Source organism: Arenibacter antarcticus, from assembly GCF_041320605.1.
In the GTDB taxonomy this organism is placed as follows: domain Bacteria; phylum Bacteroidota; class Bacteroidia; order Flavobacteriales; family Flavobacteriaceae; genus Arenibacter; species Arenibacter antarcticus.
On record NZ_CP166679.1, the window covers coordinates 1402472 to 1418064 of the forward strand.

At 40.1% G+C, this 15593-nt stretch carries 14 protein-coding genes; 5 read left to right on the plus strand and 9 right to left on the minus strand.

Translation table 11 applies throughout. The features are described 5' to 3' along the window. Window positions 1-31: 31 nt before the first annotated feature. On the minus strand, window positions 32-769 hold the full coding sequence (locus KCTC52924_RS05780; protein WP_251807587.1) for a TerB family tellurite resistance protein: 738 nt from the start codon (window positions 767-769) through the stop codon (window positions 32-34). Window positions 770-903: 134 nt separating this feature from the next. Between KCTC52924_RS05780 and KCTC52924_RS05785 the strand changes: the two genes are divergently transcribed. The 5 genes from KCTC52924_RS05785 (at window position 904) to KCTC52924_RS05805 (ending at window position 5615) form a co-directional block, all read left to right on the plus strand. Continuing rightward, window positions 904-1314 (plus strand): BrxA/BrxB family bacilliredoxin, encoded by a 411-nt coding sequence (locus KCTC52924_RS05785; protein ID WP_251807586.1) that lies wholly within the window; start codon window positions 904-906, stop codon window positions 1312-1314. Between the two features lie 81 nt (window positions 1315-1395). Then, complete coding sequence (locus KCTC52924_RS05790; RefSeq protein ID WP_251807585.1) at window positions 1396-2133, plus strand: 1-acyl-sn-glycerol-3-phosphate acyltransferase; 738 nt, start codon at window positions 1396-1398, stop codon at window positions 2131-2133. Further along, window positions 2130-2786 carry an HD domain-containing protein gene (locus tag KCTC52924_RS05795; protein ID WP_251807584.1) on the plus strand — a complete coding sequence of 219 codons (657 nt, stop codon included), beginning with the start codon at window positions 2130-2132 and terminating at the stop codon, window positions 2784-2786. The genes KCTC52924_RS05790 and KCTC52924_RS05795 overlap by 4 nt, the downstream gene beginning before the upstream one ends. Window positions 2787-2874: 88 nt before the next feature. Then, window positions 2875-4299 (plus strand): Gfo/Idh/MocA family protein, encoded by a 1425-nt coding sequence (locus tag KCTC52924_RS05800; protein WP_251807583.1) that lies wholly within the window; start codon window positions 2875-2877, stop codon window positions 4297-4299. A 41-nt stretch (window positions 4300-4340) separates the two neighbouring features. Further along, window positions 4341-5615 (plus strand): MgtC/SapB family protein, encoded by a 1275-nt coding sequence (locus KCTC52924_RS05805; protein WP_251807582.1) that lies wholly within the window; start codon window positions 4341-4343, stop codon window positions 5613-5615. A gap of 124 nt (window positions 5616-5739) precedes the next feature. Here KCTC52924_RS05805 and KCTC52924_RS05810 read toward each other — a convergent pair whose 3' ends face one another. The 8 genes from KCTC52924_RS05810 to hemH all read right to left on the minus strand — a co-directional run bounded on the left by KCTC52924_RS05810 (window position 5740) and on the right by hemH (window position 15298). Next, window positions 5740-6432, minus strand: a complete 693-nt coding sequence (locus KCTC52924_RS05810; protein WP_251807581.1) for a DsbA family oxidoreductase — start codon at window positions 6430-6432, stop codon at window positions 5740-5742. Window positions 6433-7047: 615 nt separating this feature from the next. Then, entirely contained in the window at window positions 7048-8127 is a 1080-nt protein-coding gene (locus tag KCTC52924_RS05815; RefSeq protein ID WP_251807580.1) for a PA0069 family radical SAM protein, read from the minus strand. Between the two features lie 110 nt (window positions 8128-8237). Continuing rightward, window positions 8238-9809: a hypothetical protein gene (locus KCTC52924_RS05820; protein ID WP_251807579.1), complete on the minus strand. Its 1572-nt coding sequence runs from the start codon at window positions 9807-9809 to the stop codon at window positions 8238-8240. Window positions 9810-9826: 17 nt separating this feature from the next. Beyond that, window positions 9827-10609 carry an enoyl-CoA hydratase/isomerase family protein gene (locus tag KCTC52924_RS05825; RefSeq protein WP_251807578.1) on the minus strand — a complete coding sequence of 261 codons (783 nt, stop codon included), beginning with the start codon at window positions 10607-10609 and terminating at the stop codon, window positions 9827-9829. Window positions 10610-10716: 107 nt separating this feature from the next. Next, window positions 10717-12129, minus strand: a complete 1413-nt coding sequence (locus KCTC52924_RS05830) for an ATP-binding protein (RefSeq protein WP_251807666.1) — start codon at window positions 12127-12129, stop codon at window positions 10717-10719. Window positions 12130-12232: 103 nt separating this feature from the next. Next, a complete protein-coding gene (locus KCTC52924_RS05835; RefSeq protein WP_251807577.1) occupies window positions 12233-12784 on the minus strand; it encodes a CopD family protein in 552 nt (183 codons plus the stop codon). Between the two features lie 70 nt (window positions 12785-12854). After that, a complete protein-coding gene (locus tag KCTC52924_RS05840) occupies window positions 12855-14267 on the minus strand; it encodes an MATE family efflux transporter (RefSeq protein ID WP_251807576.1) in 1413 nt (470 codons plus the stop codon). Continuing rightward, window positions 14267-15298, minus strand: coding sequence for a ferrochelatase (gene hemH / locus KCTC52924_RS05845; RefSeq protein ID WP_251807575.1), 1032 nt, complete (start codon window positions 15296-15298; stop codon window positions 14267-14269). Before hemH ends, KCTC52924_RS05840 begins: the two co-directional genes overlap by 1 nt. Window positions 15299-15593: the final 295 nt, after the last annotated feature.

Here is a 15593-nt window from a genome sequence, read left to right on the forward strand (position 1 = left end):
TGGAAATATAACAACTATTAATTTTAGCTATTTACAGACCTCTTTCCTGTTGAATAGTCTCATAGGCCTTCTGTACCTCCTTAAATTTTTCTTCTGCTCCTTTTTTTATGGCTTCATTTTGAGTGTTCACCCTATCCGGATGATATTTTTTCGCCATAGTCCTATAGGCTTTCTTAATTTCCTCATCGGTGGCCGATTTCTCTATTTCCAAGATTTTATAGGAATTATCAGCAGATTTAATAAACATTGCCTTAATGCTTTCAAAATCGATCCTACTCACCCTAAGGTATCCGGCTATTTCCCATATTTTATCAATTTCCGTAGGATGAATACTCCCATCTGCCTGAGCGATTCCAAAAAGGAAATGCAATAACTGCAATCTAACCTCATACCGAGTACGCTGATTTAAATAGGTGCAAATTTTTTCCGCGGAAATTTCCCTCTTCTTTACTACCTCGTTAAATGTTTTAAAAATGGCATTAGCCTTATCCTTACCATAGGTACCCACAAAATATTGCCTCACATAATCCATTTCGCGCTGACTAACGTTCCCGTCCGCTTTGATTACAATAGAACACAGTGACAGTAAATGAAGTTCAAAATCTGCAGGGGAAACAGACTGATTGGTAATATCCCTAAAGACAGAACCAGCACCTCCGCCATCCTTATTTTTCAGCCCATCTATAAAACTGCCTACAAAAAAACCAAGAATAGCTCCTGGAAACCTAAACAAATAAAACCCTAATATTGCGGCAAACCATTTTATCATCTCAAAATAAATTTGCGCAAAGATATAATTTTACCATAGAATAGAAGGTCAAATGAAAAGTTAAGGTGTTCTACTGTGTGCTCTAAATTGGTTATCTTTGATACTTATTAATAATTATACAAAAAATAACATATATGTATCCTGCAGAATTAGTAAAACCGATGAGACAAGACTTGGCATCAGCCGGGTTTGAAGAATTACATACAGCAGAAGCGGTAGAAACCGCCATCAAAAAAGAAGGAACTACTTTGGTAGTGGTTAATTCAGTATGTGGTTGCGCCGCAGCCAATGCAAGACCAGCCGCTAAGATGAGTATTCAGAATGCAAAAAAACCTACCCAATTGGTTACGGTTTTTGCTGGTGTAGATACTGAAGCAGTCAATGCCGCCAGAGATTTAATGATCCCTTTTCCTCCCTCTTCCCCATGTATGGCACTATTTAGAAATGGAGAATTGGTTCATATGATAGAGCGTCACCATATTGAAGGACGCCCTGCAGAGATAATCGCAGAAAATTTAATGGAAGCCTATAACCAATTTTGTTAATTCAATAGGTCCAAATTGAGTATCTAAAAAGATTATTGATTGAAACCGCTTTGTAATAGAGCGGTTTTTTATTTTTGTACGATGCTAAAAATAATCGCATACCCATTATCCGTTCTCTACCTACTCCTGTTCGGGGCTATCTTGCTCTTGTTCCACCCCTTACAATGGATTTGTTTTAATTGGTTTGGTTATGAGGCACATCGGAAAAGTGTAGCAATCCTAAACCTTTGCCTTCTGAGGTGCACACATATTCTTGGCACTACCTATTCCTTTAAAAATACTCAAGACATCGCTACGGACCGACCTACCATTTTAGTGCTCAACCACCAGAGCATGCACGATATTTCACCCATAATCTGGTTTATGAGGAAACACCATCCCAAATTTGTCAGTAAAATGGAATTGGGTAAAGGCATCCCCAGTGTTTCCTACAATTTAAGGCATGGCGGTTCCGTACTCATCAATAGAAAGGATATCAGACAATCCCTTGCCCAAATCGCCCATCTGGGTACTTATATAGAAAGACACCAACGCTCAGCTGTAATTTTTCCCGAAGGCACAAGAAGCAAGAACGGTGAACCAAAAAAATTTCATACTACAGGCCTTAAAGTGCTCATCAAAAAAGCGCCTTCAGCTTTAATCATCCCAATTAGCATCAACAATTCCTGGAAAATGTTGAAATACGGAAAATTCCCTTACGGCTTAGGGAACCACATCACTTTTGAGGTACACCCGCCCATGGAGATTACAGAAAATACAGAGGAACTTATTGCTCAGGTAGAACAAATCATAACCAAAAACATAACTTCAATTAAATGAGCAATACCGAAATTATTGAAGAAACCATCACTTTTGTTAAGGAAACTTTACAAGGCGCTGAGGGAGGTCATGATTGGTTCCATATTCAGCGGGTCTTCAGAAATAGCTTATTGATCGCAAAAGATGAAAAGGTTGATGTATTAGTGGTGAGTTTGGCCGCACTGTTACACGACATTGCCGACGCCAAGTTCTATGATGGAGACGAATCCGTTGGTCCAAAAATGGCAGAAGATTTTCTTAATTCCTTAGAGGTAACCGATAACGTCATTACCCATGTGGTAAAAATAATTCTGAACATCTCCTTCAAGGCGAGCCTAGATCCTAAAAAATCATTTACCTCCAAGGAATTGCAGGTAGTACAAGATGCCGACAGATTGGACGCTATAGGAGCGATAGGTATTGCTCGTGCCTTTAATTATGGGGGCTTTAAAAATAGAGAAATGTATAATCCCGACATCGCACCCAACCTAAAAATGACAAAGGAGGAGTACAAAAAATCCAATGCCCCCACAGTCAATCATTTTTACGAAAAATTATTATTGCTAAAGGATAAGATGAACACCCCCACCGGAAGGCATTTAGCAGAGGAAAGGCACCAATTTATGCTGGGATATTTAAAACAGTTTTATGAGGAATGGAACGGCAACGCCTAATCTATTTATAAGCTAACTTCTTAATCCTTAGGATTCCGAGCTTATTTTTTTTGTATCTTATACTACAATTCCCTAAAACCGAATAGAGATGCAAAGAAGAAAATTCATAAAAAACGTCGCGGCTACCTCGGCTGTATTTTCCATTGTCCCTAGTTTTGTAATGGGGAAAAATCATATCCCTCCTAGTGACACCCTTTACATGGGTGCTTTTGGTGTTGGTGGAAGAGGCTTTGATGTTATTAATGGTCTGGCTAATACCAAAAAAGTGAAATTTGTAACCTTCTGTGATGTAGATGATAGAAGTGCCTCCCCTACCTATGCAAAATACCCTCAAGCAAAGCGATTTACAGATTTCAGGAATGTATATGACGACCATCTAAATCAAATTGATGCCATTATGGTGGCTACCCCAGATCATATGCATGCCAGTATTGCACTGCCTTTTATGAAGGCCAAGAAGCATGCGTATATAGAAAAACCGCTTACTCACAATATAAATGAGGCGCGACTTTTGACTCGGGTTGCCAAGGAAAATGCCATAGTTACCCAAATGGGGAATCAGGGTGCATCCAGTGACGGGAGCAGAACAGCTAGGGAATGGGTAGATGCTGGAATTATAGGGAAAGTGTACAAGGTAGATTGTTGGACCAACCGTCCCGTTTGGCCGCAAGGAATTCCGGCTCCCACAGCTAAGAATAAAATTCCGAAAGGCCTGGATTGGGACCTTTGGCTTGGCGTTGCCGCCATGCGTGATTACAACCATGCTTATTTACCCTTTAAATGGCGTGGATGGTGGGATTTTGGTACAGGGGCCCTAGGCGATATGGGGTGCCATATTATGGAAACCCCCTTCAGTGTATTAGACTTAGGCTATCCAATGGAGGCGGAAGCTAGCTGTACTACCAACTGGGTGGACGATTTTGTGGAGGCCGACTACAATCAGTCCTGTCCTTCGTCTTCTATAGTGCGACTTAAATTTGATACCCAAGAACACGGGGAGATTGAACTAAACTGGTATGATGGCGGACTCTTGCCAGATTTGCCCGATGAACTTAAAGATGGCGAACGAATTGGAGATGCTGGTGGCGGATCCATATTTTATGGTACTCGTGGAATTCTGATCTGTGATACCTATTCCAGAAACCCCAGGTTGCTCCCTTCCTCTACCATGGAATTACTACAGACACCAAAGCCCTATCTAAAACGAATAGAGGACGATATTGACGGACACCAGCGGAACTTTGTAGAGGCTTGCTTAAATGGAGCAGAGACCTCATCTGATTTTAATCGTGCAGGACCGCTAACCGAAGCCGTTCTTATGGGCAATTTGGCAATCAGAGCTTTTCAATACAAAAATTACAAACCTGGTAAAAAAGCTGGGGATTGGGATCCATTTGAGTATCCAGGAAGAAGAAAGATACTTTGGGACGGAGAAAACATGAGGGTCACCAATTTTGAAAAAGCAAACGATTGGGTAAAGGGGAAATACAGGCAAGGTTGGGAACTGATGTAAAATATCCTATTTTCGTACGCATTACTCGCAATAGCTAAAAAATGCATACGGAAGCGTATTTAAACGACCTCATTGGCCCCTATATGCTGGGCGTCCTAGTCAGTTTGGCTATTGGCCTAATGTTAGGTCTAGAGCGCGAATATGATAAAATTAAGGACGAAACTGGCTTTGCTGGTATTAGAACCTTTCCTATTGTTACCATTTTAGGCTTCGTATTAGGAAATTTATCGGAAACCTTCTCCTTATGGCTGCCAATTGTTGGCTTTGGATCTTTGATCCTATTTCTCGGGATTGGACAAGTCATAAAATCAAGAATAGAAAATACCCTAGGCACTACCACCAATCTTGCTTTGATTACCTCTTTTACACTAGGATTAATGGTCTCGGAAGAATTGTATAGAGATTCTGTTGCAACCGCAGTAATTGTGGTTACCCTGCTCTCCCTAAAGACCACGTTTCGCTCCATTATCCAAAACATTACACATCAGGAACTTTTCGCTTTTATAAAATTTGTTATTCTTGCCCTATTAATTTTACCCTTCTTACCTAATATAAATTATGGGGCCAATAATTTATTGAATCCGTTCGAGATAGGTTCGATAGTCGTAATCGTATCGTTCTTAAACTTTATAGGATACTTTCTAGTAAAATTTGTGGGATCCAGGAAGGGAATTTTACTAACCGCCATTTTAGGCGGACTCATATCCAGTACTGCGGTGGCATGGGACTATGCCTCCAAAAGCAAGGAAAACCCCCATTTGTCCCGAGAGTATAGTGCCGGTATCATTATCGCATCGGCTATTATGTTTCCTCGTTTGGCCCTGCTTGCGGCAATCTTTAATTCTGAAATGATAAGCCACTTGGTCTTTCCTTTAACCCTACTAACCTTGATTTGCCTTATCCCTAGCATTCTATTAATTAAAAAGGGGGCGCGAAAAGCAGCTACGGAAATCGATTTAGGCAATCCACTCGATATTTTGAATGCGCTAAGTTTTGCGGTTATATATGTTGTTATCCTATATGGCGTTCACTATGGCAATGTGTATTTTGGTGAAAGCGGACTTTATTACTCCGCCCTAATTGCGGGACTGGCAGATACCACCGCCATTACTATAAGCATGGCTAAATTTGGATTAAACGGGGATCACCTACAGCTTTCTTCCCTCATTATTGTTGCTTCTACCCTCAGCAACACCTTGGTGAAACTGGGCATTGCCTTCTTTAGGGGTTCAAGAGCTACGGGGAGATTGGTAGGGTATATTTTTAGCGCAGTAATAGTAGTAGGAATCCTCTATATTGCGATTCTAGGTTGGTAGACATTATTACGCATTCACCAGTCAATCGAGTAATAGGATTACAAAATATAAAGTCACTTAAAACAAAAAATCCCGTTTCTAAAGCTTTAGAAACGGGATTTTTTGTTTTAAAAGATGGCTACTTCTAGCAGTTACCGTCTATATCACAAGAAGCATCGGTCTCTACATTCAATCCCTCTTCAATATGATTCTCCCAAGCCTTTTGCAAAGTTTCTAGAAAAACCTCCGAAGGCTGCGCTCCGGATATCCCGTACTTGTTGTTTAGCACAAAATAAGGCACGCCGTTAATTCCCAAATTCCGGGCCTCCATCTGATCTTGCCTTACTTCATAAGTAAAATCTTCGGTAAGTAACATAGCACGCACTTCTTCTGCGTTTAACCCCTTAGAAGCGGCCAAACTTACCAAAAAATCAATATCATCTATATTTTCTCCCTTTACCAAATGCGCTTCCAATAGCGCTTCCTTAATTTCGCCAACTTCAATTTTTGACTCAGCAAAATGCATCAATCTATGCGCTTTTAACGAGTTCGCTGGTACAGATCGTTCAAAATCAAAATCAATTCCTACCTCTTTAGCCATTTGTGTGGCCCCGTCAAACATTTGAACTGCTTGCTCCCGGCCAATTCCCTTGGACTCACAGAAATGATCAATGGCACTAATGTCGGTACGAGTCTGCAAATTGGGGTCCAATTCAAAACTCTTCCAAACAAGCTTTACCTTGTCGGCATGCTCAAAATTACCTAAAGCCGCTTCAAATTTTCTTTTCCCAATATAACAAAACGGACACCTAATGTCCGACCAAATACTAATTTCCATATTATGCTTTTTACTAATTATACCGACAAGTATGTTTGTCGATTTTTCAATTTCTTACAATCCTTTTGGTCGCCATTTATAAACAAACCTTACAAAGGTCGAAATAATAAATTACTTAACCCCAACGCTTCGCAGTTTAACAGCATATTCTTACCTAAATAAAAAACATGTTTGATTAAATAGAATGGGAGGGAAAGTCTGGCTAATACAATTGCTCGTGATTTACAGTGGGAAATATGATTAGTTCTAGAAAACTTTAGCCAAACAATAGTTTGGCTAAAGCCATTCATAGCGTCCATTAATATCCACGGCCAAAAGAGGCGTGGCTATTGAAAACATAAAAGCAGGTCTGGACTACGATCGACAAAAGAATTTGTGGTTTTTAATAACATGATCTCGCCAGTTCTATTTTCTAAGACAAGAGGAGTAGTCACTTCGACATGAGGTGCATTTCCGCACCGATCGAGAAGTCGCACATCAACCTAAATAGCCCTGAACATTCAGTCTAAAGGGATGGCGCGCTACCAGACACTCTCTAAGTTCCACTTTCTTAGGTCCGTTCTATACCGAATAAAATATACCTTTCAGTATCTAATTCCAATTGCAAGAGTTCGGCTATTCATCAAACAATCGTAATTGACCGTCCTTGTATTGTTTATAAAGGGAGGTATTTAGTTTAGGAAAGGACTTGTCTTTAAAATATTTCCTTTTGGCCAAATGGATCATATCATGGATCTGTTCGGCAATCTTACCTTCACCTCTACTACGGAGACCATATCTGCTATCGTTCAGGGAACCCCCATGGCAATCCTTGATCTGGTTCAAAACCTTATCCGCCCTGTCTGGCAGGGTCTTCCGTATCCAATCCTCAAAGATACCACCTATGGCACCGTTCAGCCGGACTACCGTAAATCCAAAAGACAAGGCACCATTATCGCACACAGCTTTTGCAAGCGGTAGAATTTCATGACTATTTATTCCCGGTATGATAGGAGCAAGCATAGCATTCACGGGAATCTTGTGTTCAGAAAGGATACGAATGGTCTCCAGACGTTTTTGTATGGAAGCCGTTCTGGGCTCCAAGATTCTTCTAGTGGTTTCGGAGAGCGTGGTTACGGAAATATTTACCCCGATAAGGTTGTCCTTTGCCAGTTGAACAAGGATATCCAAATCCCTTAAAACTAAGGCATTTTTGGTGATTATGCCCACTGGATGTCGGTATTTTAAAAAGATTTCCAAACAGGCCCTGGTAATTTTAAATTGCTGTTCGGCAGGTTGGTAACAATCCGTATTACCCGAAAGCACAATGGTGGCAGCTTTCCAATTTTTAGTTTTCAATTTTGCCTCCAATAAGTTTGGGGCATCTTTTTTTATTAGGATCTTTCTTTCAAAATCCAATCCCGCACTATACCCCCAATATTCATGGGAATTACGGGCGTAACAGTAGATACAGCCATGTTCACAACCTTGATAGGGATTTAAGGAGTAGGTCATTCCCACATCTGGGCTATCCACCTTATTTACGATGGTTTTGGGGAATATGGGAAGGTATTGGGTTTTATTAGGATTCGCTTCTTCTCCTTCCAGTCGACAGAATTCGAGAAAATCGTCACGCAGTTCACTGGAAAACTCGGAAAATCGATTGTTGGTGTTTTTTTGGGCGCCACGGCCTTTGATTATATCTTTGGGATTCACTAAATTGGATTTCCTCCAAATTTATGGAATTAATCCAATTACTACATAGTGAAATATGTTAATTATTGGTGTGGACTTATTAGATATAAGTGATTTTAACCCCATCCAATTTAAGGTAAAGCTGCAGTGCCCACCTGTACTTTAACCAATTGTTTTCTTGAACCTCTTTTGGCGTAGTAGAGCATGCTATTATTCACAGTATCGATAAGCGGCATAGCGACCATTAGAGGGAGACGGGCTTCCTTATCGTCTATTACCTTCTCATAACTGATCTTTCCATCCTTGTCCAGCATAATCATAAATACATTCCTATTCCTACTTAATCCCTGTTTAAAAAAGAGTCGATCCCCACTCAATAACTGTGGGTTTTCTGCGGCGGTACTTATAAGGTAGTAGGTATCATCGCCTTTTGCAATAGTGCTATAAGAGGCATATGCACCATCGCCTTGGGTTACCTCTGCCTTGTTTATATTTCTTGCCCAGATCATTTCTCCAGATACGCTAAGCTTTGCACTAACAATATCGTTATAATGGTATCTATTGATCTTAATCCTAGATCCAGTAGGATCTGCTTGTACGCTTGAGGTCACAAAATACTCTTCGGCATTAAAGAGAATAGCATTATCGGGAGTAATGCTTAGATCCTTGAACACCAGATTTTTTACTACAATGTCCTCTCCCCTCCCAAATTTATCATCCATAAATTGTTTGGAAAAGGGATTGTATTTTTTGACATTGATGGCCAAAGTATTTGGGTCTAGATCAAAATAAGCCAAGCCATTATATCTATTGTCCTTTCTATCGGCATAGAATCCCACACAGATCAGTTTATTCCGAGTAATTATTGGCTTTAAGGATTCGGAAAATCGACCTGCATCGTCAAAGGACTGGAGTACCGCATCTTCTTTGGAAATTTTTAATAATTCATATTGAAACTTACGGTCCGTCACCGCAAAACGTTTCTTTTTAAAATAGGCTTTCCCTACTAAATACACTTGTTCCAGATTCTTCGAAGTCACGATATTTTCAAAGGCATAGTTCTTCTCCTCCAACTCCCCCGAAAAATCGTATTCCAGTAATTTATTTAGACTAGAATTAAACATATAGAGCATATGTTTATCTTCATTTCCTTGTTTAAAGTGGGTACTGATTACAAAAGCAGATTCATCTGTATTAAAAAAGGCGGTCGTGGTAAATCCTCTTGAGAAATTTCTATTGTAATAATTGTGATCCAGAGGATTGCTCACCTCATTTGAGGGAACGGATAGAATTGGTTGTGTCGTAAAATTATAGTCGACAATCGGACTCCGGTGTACCACATAATCATAGGTTTCTTTGGCCGAATTGTAGTGAAGCAGCAATAAATTTAACTGTCCATTTTTTACAAATGCATTTATAAAGTCGAATCCTTTTAACTTGTAATTGTATTCTGCTATTAATTCCAGATCCTTATTATAATGCTCAATATAATAGCCCTTCGGCTTTAGTATAATCCCTGTGTAATAGGAACGCACCAAAATGGATCCTCCCTTTCCATCTTCCGAGATATCAAGGAGGTTAGAATATTTATACCGGTCGCTATATTTTTCTCCAAAACTGTAATTAACGGGTAATTCTTGGGCCTTTAAAAGGGACACGAACAAACAAAGGGAAATTGAAAGGAAATATTTTAATGGCGCCATATGGTTTTCTTGGGTTGTTAAAAGCCGGGGAAATTTGCCTTTCTTTTTTCCAAAAATGCCGAAGTACCTTCCTTAAAATCGGAAGTTCCAAAGCATTTTCCAAAAGCCTCTATCTCAGCCTCGTATCCGTTTTCACTAGTATTAAAACCAGCATTTATCGCTTTTATTGCATACCCTATCGCTTTGGGCGAATTTTCAGAAATTTTAGTGGCCAATTTTATACTCAGGTCCATTAGGTGTTCTAGCTCCACTACATGGTTCACCAATCCATATTCATGAGCCTTAGCGGCATCGATCATTCCGGCAGTAAGAATCATTTCCATGGCGCGTCCTTTCCCAATTAACTGTGGTAGGCGCTGCGTACCTCCATATCCTGGGATCACCCCCAGAGAGACCTCGGGAAGCCCCATACGGGCATTGTGACTAGCAACTCTAAAGTGACAGGCCATGGCCAATTCCAGTCCGCCTCCCAATGCATAACCATTGATGGCCGCAATTACAGGAGTCCTCATATTTTCTATAAAAGAGAACAACAACTTTTGTCCACTAGATGCTAGTTTACCTCCCTCCTTTGCTGAATAATGTGCAAATTCGGCAATATCCGCACCAGCAACAAAGGCCTTTTCCCCACTACCGGTCAGAATAATGACGTTTATACTTTTATCCTTGTCCAGGTCATTAAGTGCATGGTGCAGCTCTTTAATAGTAGCTTTATTTAAAGCGTTTAATTTTAAAGGCCTATTAATTGTCACCGTTGCAATTGCAGCCTCATTACTGATCAAAACATTTTCGAATTTCATTTCCTCCTTATTTTACAAGTATTTAATTATTATTTAAAATAGTTTTTAAATACCAATTGCCAAAATTTTATGGCCCAACTTTAACAAACCACCTAAAAAATAAAGTACTATTTGAATTCAATTGGGAACCTTACAGTAAAGACCGTTCCAGAATCGGGATGGGATTCAAATTGGATACTCCCCTTATAGGTTTCCACAATATTTTTCACCATCCCCAAGCCCAAGCCCATACCACTGGTTTTGGTGGTGAATTTAGGCTCAAAAATCCGATCCTTCATCTCTTCACTAATTCCTACACCGTTATCAGCCACCCTAATACACACCCACCCTTCTTCTTTAAAAACGGTAACAAGCACGCGTGGTGCTGCTTCCATAGTTACTGCTTGGGTAGCATTTTTCACCAAGTTGGTGACCACTCTAATCAACTGGGTCCGGTCCAAAACGGTTATAACTTCTTTATCATTGCTGGAGAATTCGATATAGTTTTCGTTAAAAATATCAACTGCCAATTTAACGATCTTCACTACATCCAGTGTTTCATTCTGTTGGGCAGGCATTTGGGCAAAGTTTGAAAATGCCGATGCAATGCTACTCATCGTATCTATTTGCTGGATAAGTGTTTTGGAATATTCTGAAACTTTTTGAAGGATATCCGGATCATTTGGATCAAACCTTCTTTCAAAATTCTGAACACTGAGCCTCATTGGAGTCAACGGATTCTTAATTTCATGCGCTACCTGCTTAGCCATTTCACGCCAAGCCTGCTCCCTTTCGCCTTTGGCCAATTTAGCCGCGCTGATCTCCAGTTCATCAATCATCTGATTATAAGAAGTGATCAACTTCCCTATTTCCTCACTGGGGTTTTTAATAAATATCTTTTCGTTCCGCTTGGTAATATCGGTCTGGTTTAACCTATCCGAAATGGTCTGCAAGGACCTAGTTATAAATTTGGACATAAAATAAGATAAGGCGATAGCTATCAACAGCAGCAGTAAATAGGCACCTGTAAGTCGCAACAAAATCTCTTTCAACTCCTTGTCATTGAAGGAGTTATCCTCAAAATAAGGCAAGTTTAATATACCTATTGGTTTGAATTTATTGTCGGTAATAAAGGTATAGGATGCTTGATACTTAAAACCTGCCGCCATCTTTTGCTCTACAATTCTTTTTGAAGGACTGGTTCCTAAGCGATTTAGGATCTCTGCTTCCAAGCACTTAGAAATAGAATCGACTTCAAACTTTGGTCGAGAACTTTTAAGGAGCTGTCCTTCTAAGTCATAGATGTTAAAATTGATGTTCTGCACTATGGCAATCTCATAAATTTCATCTTTAAAAATATGTGGCAAATTTTCGGTGGTGACCGGATAGGTAGTTTTTTGCAGGGTAAGATCAATACTTTGCTTTATCTGTTCTTCCTTTCGCTCCATACGTTCCGCATGGTAATCCTTATTCTGTTCGCTGTATTGATAAATGGTGACTGATGCGATCAAAATAAAAGCTATGACCACCAAAAAAATCATGGAGATAATGATTCGACTACGCAGGGAAATGGTTGTCAGCAAGAGAGATTTATTTTTAGTCTTTAAATATAACAATTATAACGCCAAAACTAAACTAGAGATCCTAAGCCTCTGGATTTTTGTCACGGATACGTTTATAAAGTCGGATTCCCAGCATCAGGAGTATTCCCAATACCAATATACCCACCACTCCAAAGATCCAATTAAAAGTGCCTTTTAATATAACCAGAAAAGCAATGGCAAAGAGGATTAGTGTAGCCCCTTCGTTCCAAATCCGCATAAATTTGGAGGTGTATTTTACCTCATCGCGTTGTAATTGCTTAAACATCTGGTGACTTTTTAAATGGTAGGCGATGAGCAGCACTACAAAGGCCAATTTTATATGCATCCACGGTTGCTGAAGCCAAAAGGGAAACAAAAACAGTAACCAGATGGCAAAGCCCGTGGCCAAAATTGCGGAGGGCCACGTAATGATGTACCATAACCGCTTGGTCATCAATTTTAATTGCTGCGTTAATATTTCTCTTTCCGGGGATGGTTTTTGGTCGGCCTCTATATGGTAAATGAACAAACGAGGGATATAGAACAAGCCCGCAAACCAGGTAATCACAAAAATGAGGTGCAAGGCTTTAATGTAATTGTAGTAGACGGTCATAGGATAATATTTGCATGGTAAAGGTAAGAGACCAAGATTTGAAAAACTAATCTTATTGCTTTATGTAAACTTATTCATGATTGTGAATTCCATCTGAATCATTTCCTTCCATCAATCCCTTCCTTACCTCTTTTCGTAAAAAATAGCCAGTAACCAGGGTTGCTAAAACATCGGCGATCGGGAAAGAGATCCACACCCCTATTTCCCCAAGATAGTTGGGTAAGATTAAAATGAGCGGTATAAAAAAGAAGCCTTGCCGGCTCAGGGTAAGTAAAAGCGCTGGCACAGCCTTTCCAATGGCCTGAAAATAGGCGGCACCGATCAACTGTAACGCAATTATGGGCGTGGCGGCAAAAACCATTCGCATGGCCGAAGGGGTATGCTCCAACACAAATGCATTCATCGCTAATTCCTTGGCGGACATATCCGGTCGACTGCTCAAAAAGAGGCCCGCAATCTCCGCGGGAAATATCATGAGTCCAATAAACACGGTGGTAGCCAAAATAGCCGCATATTTAATTGCGGTATTAATAGATTCTCGTACTCTTTGGTATTTTCCTGCCCCATAGTTAAATCCTGCAATAGGCAAAAAGCCTTGGGTGACCCCAAAAACAGGAAAGAGGGCAAACATTAACATCCGCCCGATTATGGCATAGACGGCAACCATGGCTTCGCCCCCCAAGTTGAACAAAATATTATTCATTAAAAGATAGATCAAGCTTACCACCGCCTGCCTTGCCAAGGTTACAAAACCCAAGGCCCCAATTTCCTTTAAAATGAGCCTACTAAACCTTAAATGAGACCAATTAATCTTTAGTTCGGAATTCTGGGATAGGAAAAAATAAACAACATAAGCAAAACACAAGAAATACCCTATAGTGGTAGCCCAAGCGGCACCTGCCATCCCCCAATCAAAAACATAGATAAAGAGGTAATCCATCAATAAATTCCCTACTGAAGGGATAATCATGGCGTTCATGGCAAACTTGGGTTTCCCTTCTGCCCTAATCACCGTATTCCCCATCATACAAAGCGCTAAGAATGGCACCCCATACAAGACTATGGTATAATAAATTTTGGCGAGTTCAAAAATATCACCCTTACCTCCAAAGGCGGGAATAAGACTATCGGTATAATACAGCCCCAGCAACACCATCGCCACGGTTACTAACAAAGTCAGGGCTATCTGGTTTCCAAAAGTCTTAAGAGCCTTTGGTTGGTTATTGGCACCTAGCGCACGAGAAATTATACTAGAGCCCCCAATCCCTATCGCCATCCCCAAGGCCCCGATAAAAAAGGACACTGGTAACACTACATTTATAGCGGCAATAGCGATAGATCCAATCCAATTCCCAACAAAAATGGAATCGACAAGAACATTGAGCGACATCACTAAAATCCCAATAGAGGCAGGTACCGCCTGTTTAATAAGGAGTTTTCCAATGGGCTCGTTCCCAAGCTGCTCTGCCGAAACTTTTGCCATTACGCGGGAAGCATTTCTTTAAGCTGCCAATCGTGGATCCAATTAACCATCAAGTTTACCCATTCCTGATTGTCATTTAGACAGGGGATATGCTTGTAGTCTTCTCCTCCGGCCGACTTAAACTGTTCTTCGCCCTCCATGGCAATTTCTTCTAGGGTTTCTAGACAATCGGCAACAAAAGCCGGAGTAATTACCGCCAAACGCTTAACTCCTTCCTTTCCAAGGCGTTCAAACTCGAAGTCGGTATATGGCTTTAACCACGGATCGTTGAGCAATCTGGACTGAAAGGAAAGACTCACCTTATCCTCTGAAAGGCCCAAATACTGCTTTATCTTTTCGGTCATATCAAAACATTGGTGCCTATAACAGGTATTATGCGCCACTGAATTGGTACTACAACACTGGCCATCTATCTTACAATGGAATTTTGTAGGATCCGATTTCTTAATGTGTCTTTCTGGGATACCGTGATAGGAAAATAAAATATGATCGTAGTCAAAATCCTTTAAGCCATTGGTAATGCTGTCCGACAACAACTTTATATAATCTGGATTATTGTAAAAGGCAGGTAGGGTGGTTATATGCATCTCAGGAAAATGCTGGTCCTTTTCTTCCATGGCCTTTACGACCACAGTTTCATAGGAAGACATGGCATAATGGGGATACAACGGAACCAATAACACCTCCGTTACTCCCTTATCTTTCAACTCTTGGAGTCCATTTTTTATGCTCATACTACCATAACGCATTCCCAAAGCCACTGGAATTTCCGCTAAATCCTTTACTTTATCTGAAAAACGCTCAGAAATTACCACCAAAGGAGATCCTTCCTCCCACCAAATCTTTTGATAGGCTGCCGCAGATTTTTTAGGTCTTGTCCTTAAAATAATTCCACGAACAAGAATTCTCCTCCACCATAATGGCACGTCTATTACCCGTTCGTCCATTAAAAATTCATCCAAATACGGTTTAACATCTTTAGGGGTGGGACTATCAGGGGATCCCAAATTCACCAACAAAACTCCTTTCATTATAAAGACTGGTATTAATTTTTACTATTAAAGCAAAAATAACACTTGTAAAGGAACTAAATTTTAAAACCAGGAAATAGTTCTCAATACGGGTATAGAGGGAATTGATTTAGAACCAAATTTAATTCAAATCCCTAAGAAGGCAGTGCATTTATATTGGATAGCGGTCGTAATCTCCCGTCCAAGCGAATGAAAGACTCATAAAAAAAACAATGATTTTAAAATCATAGGATACAATGAAAAAATATCTAAAGTAAAGGATTATAATTTACAACGTAAATAACTTGTATTCAAT